The sequence below is a fragment of the Cucumibacter marinus DSM 18995 genome, assembly GCF_000429865.1.
GTDB classification, from domain to species: domain Bacteria; phylum Pseudomonadota; class Alphaproteobacteria; order Rhizobiales; family Devosiaceae; genus Cucumibacter; species Cucumibacter marinus.
This window is the reverse complement of the sequence record NZ_AUCR01000023.1, coordinates 1-5,660: the sequence shown is the minus strand read 5'-3', so window position 1 is coordinate 5,660 and position 5,660 is coordinate 1. Positions and strand designations below refer to the sequence as shown.

General features: G+C 59.9%; 3 protein-coding genes and 1 pseudogene. All 4 read right to left on the bottom strand.

Annotated elements, in window-relative coordinates:
* Positions 1-1,426, bottom strand: a 1,426-nt coding sequence (locus G489_RS0110820; RefSeq protein WP_029041551.1) for a HAMP domain-containing protein, incomplete at its 3' end; no start/stop codon positions are given.
* A 147-nt stretch (positions 1,427-1,573) separates the two neighbouring features.
* On the bottom strand, positions 1,574-4,129 hold the full coding sequence (locus G489_RS21880) for a methyl-accepting chemotaxis protein (RefSeq protein ID WP_051332545.1): 2,556 nt from the start codon (positions 4,127-4,129) through the stop codon (positions 1,574-1,576).
* 347 nt (positions 4,130-4,476) lie between these two features.
* On the bottom strand, positions 4,477-5,070 hold the full coding sequence (locus G489_RS0110810) for a PDC sensor domain-containing protein (protein WP_051332544.1): 594 nt from the start codon (positions 5,068-5,070) through the stop codon (positions 4,477-4,479).
* Positions 5,071-5,254: 184 nt separating this feature from the next.
* A pseudogene (locus tag G489_RS22685) lies at positions 5,255-5,660 on the bottom strand (methyl-accepting chemotaxis protein); the annotation flags it as partial.

Sequence of the window (5,660 nt, the reverse complement as noted above, 5' to 3'; positions counted from 1 at the left end):
CCGCATTGGTGTCGTCCTTGAGCTTGAGGAACGAGCCCTGATAGTGACCCTCGACCCGCTGGTTGAGATCGGTCTGCGCCAGGGCCGCGAGGACCCTGGCGGTTTCATCGAGACCGCGTTGCACCGTTTCAACGAGGTTGTTGACGCTGTCCGAGAGCTTGTCGAGTTCCGCGTCACCGACCCGTTCATCGACCCGCTTGGAGAAGTCCCCGGCGACCGCCGCGTCGACGACTTCGGTGAACGCGCTCTGGATGGTCTGCATCATCTCGGCCCGCTTCGCGATGCGGGCGGCACGTGCGGCCTCCTCCTCGCTCATTGCCGCAACCTTGACTGCATTCTCGCGGAACACCTCGACAGCCTGGGCCATCCGGCCCACTTCGTCGAGGCGCTTGATATAGGGCACTTCGATATCGAGTTCGCCTTCCGCCAGGGACTGCATCGAACCCTCGATCCGGGTGACCTGCCGTACCACGATCGAGCCCACCGTATAGGCAATCACGAAGCCGGCGAAGGTTGCCGCCCCGATGACCGCGTAGATCAAGACCTGGGTCTGGGCCCGCAGATCCTCGACCGCCTTGGTGGCATTCGCGCTCATCATGTTCCAGAAGGAGCGGCGCTGTTCGGACACTTTGGTCGCCTCGGCCACTGCCTGTTCGGTATCGGCAATGGTCTGGTGGTATTCGACCGAACCGTCGGCATAGGCGTGGAAGGACGTACTGTACTGCGTGGCAAAGTCGGTCATCTTGGTTTTGACCGCATTGTCGATTGGCGCGATTTCAACCGAGAGGTTGAACCCGTCTGCGGCCTCGTCAAATTGAGCCAGATATGCCTCGTCACCGCGCATGATGAAGTCTTTTTCATTCCGCCGCATACGCAACAGCTGCACCCAGATCGGGTTGAGCACCATGGCGCCCATGTTCGACGACCCGTTGAGTTCCGCTTCAATGGCCTGGGTGGCGGCCCGCAACTCGCCCTGCAGGCCTGAATCTTCGTCAAGGCCGAGCAATTTGGTCACCTCGATCTGATGCTGGACCGCGGTGATCGCATTGCGCGCGGTCTGGACCATATAGGCCTCTTCCTCATCGGTGACGGTATCAAGCTTGCGCCCCAGCGCCTGCGCCGCGCGCTCCACCTTTTGCAGCCGCTCTTCGGTCGAATAGACCGCGAACCCCTGCGCGGTATAGGCGAGATCGGTCATCAGAGCGGCGACGTCGGAAACCGCGGCCGCGTTCCTGCCCGCGGCCTGCTCCTCGGCCAGCCGGGCATTCAGCTCATTGGTTTGATAGGCATAGAGTCCCGCGACCGCCGCCATGCAGATCAACATGATGATCGAGATGGCATAGATCTTGGTCTTCAGGCCAAGCTGTGGCAACCGGACGGCAATCCGGGTAAATGGCTTGGCGACTAGGGACAGCAATTTGCGCATGGTGTGGCCCCCTCCGGGTAATGCATGCCCCTAGCCAACACCACTCTTGGTTAAAAATTGATGCTTAACATCGCAATTAGTTCACAACGCAGGTGCTGAAGGGTCCGGTTGCGCAGGCGCCGAGCCCTCCCTGTTTCCGCCAATGGCTCAGAATTCTTCCCAATCGGCATCGATGGCGGCATTGCCCTGGGAGAGGTAGGTGGAGGCCGCGGTCTTGACCTTCTCGGTCAGCGCCTTGATGCCGCCCGGCCTTGCCTCGGACTCCCGCTTCTCGGCCTCTCCCGGCGCAGCCATCGGTTGGTGCGGTGCCAGCCGGGCCTGATCTTCCTGCCCATCCTCCAGGCGGAAGATGGCGACGATCTGGTCAAGCTCGGTCGCCTGGGCCTCGGTCTGCTCGATGGCGGCATTGGTCTCTTCGACCAGCGCCGCATTGTGCTGGGTCATCTCGTCCATCTGACGGATCGACTGGCTGATCTCGGAGATCGACACCGCCTGCTGACGGCTGTCTTCCGCGATCTCGTTGACGAGCGTGTTCACACCCCGCACCGAGGTCACGATCCCCTCAAGGCTTTCCGCCGCAGACGCCACAAGCTTCGAACCGCCCTCGACCTCGGTCACTGACTGCTCGATCAGGCTCTTCACTTCGGACGAGGCTTCAGCAGCGGACTGGGCCAGCCGTCTCACTTCCACCGCGACCACGGCAAACCCCTTGCCGGCCTCACCCGCTCTTGCTGCTTCGACCGAGGCATTGAGCGCCAACAGATTGGTCTGGAAGGCGATGTCGTCGATCATCCCGATGATATCGGAGATCTTGGAGGAGGAGTTGGAGATCCGCTCCATCGCATGGGTGGCCTCCGCCATCACCTGGCCGCCCTTCTCGGCGACCTGGCGGGCTTCATCCACCGAACTCTGGGCCTTCTTGGCCCGCTCCGAGTTCTCATTGACCGTGTTGGCGAGCTGTTCGGTCGAGGCGGTGGTTTCTTCCACCGCTGCGGCCTGCTTGGTGGTGCGCTCGGAAAGGTCGTTCGCCCCGGAAAGGATCTCGCCGGTCGCGGTCTTGAGCGCCCTTGAGGTGCCCCGCAGCTGGCTGACGATTTCCACCAGCTTGTCGGCCACCCTGTTGGTGTCCTGCTTGAGCCGGAGGAACGAGCCCTGATACTCCCCTTCCACCCGCTGGGTCAGATCGGTCTGCGCCAAAGCACTCAGAACATCCGCCGTCTCGTCAAGGCCGCGCTCAACCGTCGAGACGAGATTGTTGACCGAACCCGCCAGCTGGTTGAGTTCCTCATCGGGGAACTTGGCGTCAACGCGCTTGCCGAAATTTCCGGCGACCGCGGCGTCGACGACTTCGCCGAACGCGCCTTGAAGTTCACTCATCATGCGGGCCCGCTCCACACGATTGCGTTCGATACGTGCGGCCTCTTCCTCGGTCATTTCGGCGACCTTGATGCCGTTGGCCCGAAATACCTCGACCGCGCGCGCCATATCCGCGATTTCATCACGCCCGTCGGCGCCCTCGATCTCGACATCGTATTCGCCCTTGGCAAGCGTTCCCATGACGCCGGTCAGCCGGGTGACTGGCTTGGTGATCATCCGCGCGATCAGGATCGAGACGATGGCAGCGGAAAGGATCATCAGCCCGCCAATGGCGAAGATGAGATTGCGCATATCGACAAGAGGGCCGAGCGCCTCGTCCCGCGCCTGCACCGTTACGATGGCCCAGTCGACACCTTCAAAGCTCATGGGTGTCGCCGCGGCGAAAAGCGGGATACCGCGATAGCCATTGATTTGACCGAAACCGGCCTCGCCATCGATTGCCGCCTGCACGAGCGGACTGTCGACCCGGGTTGTCAGCGTATCGTCGGCTCCGGAAAGCTCTGAGTCATTCCGCATGGTGAGGTCGCGTCCGACAATGACGGTTTCACCCGTCTGCCCCAACCCCACGCGATCCGAAGTGACCGAATTGGCTTCGTTGATGGAGATCTGATAGGCGATCACGCCCAGCAGCGTATCGGCATCGTCATAGACCGGCGCGGACATGAAACTAGCGGGGGCACCGTTGCTCGGCGCATAGGCGGCCATGTCGAAATAGGCGACTTCTCCATTTGGCAGGGTCGCCGCTTCGCGGAAGGCGCGCCCCAGATCGGTATCAGCCCATTGCCCGCCATCCTCGGAAAACCGCGTCGCAAAATCGGCTTCCTTGGCTACCGAATAGATCAGGTCGCCCTTGGGATTGAACAGAAAGACATCGTAGTAGCCATTGCGCTGCAGGAGCTTGCGGAAGAAGCCGTGGAACCGGCCGTGAATACGGTCATAGCGGGAGTTGGTATCCGCCGCGATCAGCTTGTCGCGCTCGCCAAGCGGATTGGGATTACCCGAACCATAGGCGGCATCAAGGATCGTGAAGGGATCACCGGTCTGGGCCAGATTGCCCCAGGCCGCATCGAGCCCCTGAATCGCCTGGCTGACGCCATTGCTTTCCGACTGGGTCAACAGGTCGGTCTTCACCGATTGCACGTAATCCTTGATCTGACTGGCGCGCGACGATGCGATCGCATTCAGTTTGACGCGCGTTTGTTCCATCAGCGCATCCGCTGCAATCTGATAGCTGGCAAAGCCGACGCCGGCGCCCATCATCAATCCTCCGGAGATCATGATTGCCGGCAAAGCCTTTGACAGCTTGAATCGTTTGAGAATGTTCATCGTCCGCATCCTCGGCCCATGGCCGCTGCTGGTGTCCAACCTGGCCGAATTTCGCGGATTTTTCGCAAGAGATACGTACTAGTACTGGTGTATCTGCAATTTTCTTGCGTCTAAGCAGAGAATTCGGCGCCCTGACAGGTGGTTTTCCTGTGCGTTACAATGTGATTAGAGCGGGTTTGATTTAAAATTTTGTTATTTATGTCATCAAGCTTTCCACACCGCCCCGCCGGTACTTCAAGCCTAAGCATAATTGTCGCTTTTTCTTAACATCGAAAAGAAAACCCCCAAAGCCAAGGCCTTGGGGGTGCATGCAAATTCTGCCTGGCGCCATTCAGCGCCTGGCAAGGTTAGATCTTGGAAAGATCGATGCCGACGGTGACCGCACCGATCGGTTCGCCGCTTTCGGGATCGGTAATGGTGATGCTGACCTGGGTCTGGAGCATCTGGGTCGATTCGTCCTGCTCGACCTCACCGATGTGAATGGCACCAGCGCCAACGCCGAAGCTGTCGCGCCATTTGTCTTCATCGCCTTGCCAGTAGTCAGACGTCGCCGCGCTCTGCGCGACGTTGAGACCGACGGCATCGGTCACAAAGATCTCGGTATAAAGCCCGTCCGATTGTTTCTGGATACCCGCAAGCCATTGCGACGCCTCGGAATTCAGGGCCGTGGAAATCATGTCACCGTCACCGCCGGAAGCTTCGGCGCGCCACTCCTCATCGAGGGCTTCGATCTCGGCAAAGCCATATTCGCCGGTCTCGATGTTCTGCGCGATAATCGCGTCGGTAATGATCGGCTCCTGGGCAAATTCAGCGATTGCGGTATTGGCAAGTTCGGTAAGCCGCTCCTGATAATCTTCCGACTGGGCCACGGCGGCTGGCGCAGTCATCAGAAGAACGGCAGCGGCTGTGATCATGGTCTTGGACGTGAATGTGAATGGCATGGTTATCCTTGGCATGAGTGGTTTTCAGGTCAGAGGTATTCCTGGCATCCCATCGCCCGACGACCACTCCGGCCTGCCGAACGTTCCAGCTGCGTTATTTTAAGTCTTGATTCAATTACAAATAGTGAAAAAGCCGACCCTTTCGGGCCGGCTCTTTGCACAAGATCTGCTATTTGAGGTCCGGTCAGAACTCTTCCCAGTCCTTGTCGATGGCGGCATTGCCGTGGCTGAGATAGGTCGAGGCGGCCGTTTTGACCTTCTCCTGAAGCGCCTTGATCCCGCGCCCCTTCTCGGAGGAGGACTTGTCTCCCCCATCGACCCTGACGCCACTGCCCGCACCTTGATCGTCGATCTGGAAGATCGCCACGATCTGATCGAGCTCTGTTGCTTGCGCTTCCGTTTGCTCGATGGCGGCGTTGGTCTCCTCGACAAGCGCAGCATTGTGCTGGGTCATCTCGTCCATCTGCCTGACGGCCTGGTTGACCTCTTCGATCGAGGCCGCCTGCTCCTGGCTCTTGCGTGCGATCGAGATCATCCGCTCCGTGTTCGACCGCGCTGCCTCCAGCATCGAGGACAGGCTCTCCGCAGCC

What these genes read in the sequence shown, in the direction of transcription:
- G489_RS21880 (WP_051332545.1), bottom strand. Translation starts at nt 4,129, where the DNA reads ATGAACATTCTCAAACGATTCAAGCTGTCAAAGGCTTTGCCGGCAATC.
- G489_RS0110810 (WP_051332544.1), bottom strand. Translation starts at nt 5,070, where the DNA reads ATGCCATTCACATTCACGTCCAAGACCATGATCACAGCCGCTGCCGTT.